General features: G+C 69.1%; 1 protein-coding gene. It reads left to right on the forward strand.

Going from position 1 to position 1,742, the window contains the following annotated elements:
• Positions 1–295: 295 nt before the first annotated feature.
• Complete coding sequence (locus tag ACWGDE_RS38715) at positions 296–1,699, forward strand: nucleobase:cation symporter-2 family protein (protein WP_453393779.1); 1,404 nt, start codon at positions 296–298, stop codon at positions 1,697–1,699.
• The last annotated feature ends 43 nt before the right edge of the window (positions 1,700–1,742 follow it).

A 1,742-nucleotide genomic window follows, 5' to 3' on the forward strand; every position in this document is an offset into this window, starting at 1 on the left:
AGCCGTTCCCGGGTAGCGCCCCAGGATTTCCCGGGGCGCCCCGGGGGCGGTGACCGCTGCCACTTGCTCCGCAGCTCGTGCACCGCGCCACCGCCACGGCACCTCCAGCTCCTCATCTCCTCCGCGGCCCTCGCCGCCACCGCGTGGAACGACTCGGGCGAATCGTTTCGGCACCCCTTGGGACAAGCATTCGCAACACCCCACAACTCCATACCGGCTCGACTCGCACAGCTTTCGCACCACCTCCCAGACACATCACGTCCCTGCCGGCGTGTTCAACAGTTCGGAGGAAGCCGTGGCCCAGGCGCCCAGGTTTCGCAAAGACGCAGTCGCAGTACCACAAGCCTCGGACGGCTCAGGGGGGAAGCACCCGGTCGACGAGACCTTGCCCCCGGTGAAGATGTTCACCAGCGGTCTCCAGCACGTGGCCGCCATGTACGCGGGTGTGGTCGCCCCGCCCATGATCCTCGGCCCGGCCGTCGGCCTCTCGGCCACCGAGACCGCCTTCCTGATGGGCGCCTCGCTCTTCACCGCAGGGCTCGCCACCCTCCTCCAGACCCTCGGGTTCTGGAAGATCGGCGCCAAACTCCCCTTCGTGAACGGCGTCTCCTTCGCCGGCGTCACCCCGATGATCGCCATAGGCAAGTCGCAGGGCGCGGACGCCATCCCGGTCATCTTCGGCGCGATCATCGTCGCCGGTGTCCTCGGCTTCTTCGCGGCCCCCTACTTCGGGCGGCTCGTCAGGTTCTTCCCGCCGGTCGTCACCGGTACGGTCATCACCCTGATCGGCGTCTCGCTGCTCCCGGTGGCCTTCAACTGGTCGCAGGGCGGCAACCGCACCGCCACCGACTACGGCTCCGTGAAGAACATCGCCATGGCGGCCGCGACCCTCGGACTCGTCCTCCTGATGCGCAAGTTCCTGCGCGGCTTCCTCCAGCAGATCTCCATCCTCCTCGGCCTGGTCGCCGGCACGCTCATCGCGCTGCCGATGGGGATGACGAACTTCGACGCCGTCAAGAACGCCGACCTCGTCGGCTTCCCGACGCCGTTCCACTTCGGGGCCCCGCAGTTCCAGGTCGCCGCGATCATCTCGATGTGCATCGTGATGCTCGTCTGCATGACCGAGTCCACCGCCGACATCCTGGCGCTCGGCAAGATCGTCGGACGCCCTGCGGACGCGAGGACCATCGAGGGCGGCCTGCGCGCCGACACCCTGGGCAGCGCGCTCAGCCCGCTGTTCAACGGGTTCATGTGCAGCGCCTTCGCGCAGAACATCGGCCTGGTCGCCATGACCAAGGTGCGCAGCCGGTTCGTCGTCGCGGCCGGCGGAGGCATCCTGATCCTGCTCGGCCTGTGCCCGGTCGCCGCCTCCGTCATCGGAGTCGTACCGCTGCCGGTCCTCGGCGGCGCGGGCGTGGTCCTCTTCGGCTCGGTGGCCGCCAGCGGCATCCAGACGTTGGCCGGAGCGGCCATGGAGAAGGGCGAGAACGCCCTGATCGTCGCCGCCGCACTCGGCATCGGGCTCATCCCGATCGCCGCCCCCGAGTTCTACCACGCCTTCCCGAAGGACCTGCTGGTCGTCCTCGACTCCGGCATCAGCACGGGCTGCGTCGTGGCCATCGCGCTGAACCTGGCCTTCAATCACCTCGGCGCCAAGAAGGGCGCGGCCGCGGCCGCGGATCCGGTGCCGGTGCACTGACCGGGCTCTGCCCGGCCGGAGCGAGGGTACGGCGGTGCGTACG

Source organism: Streptomyces sp. NPDC054956, from assembly GCF_053609185.1.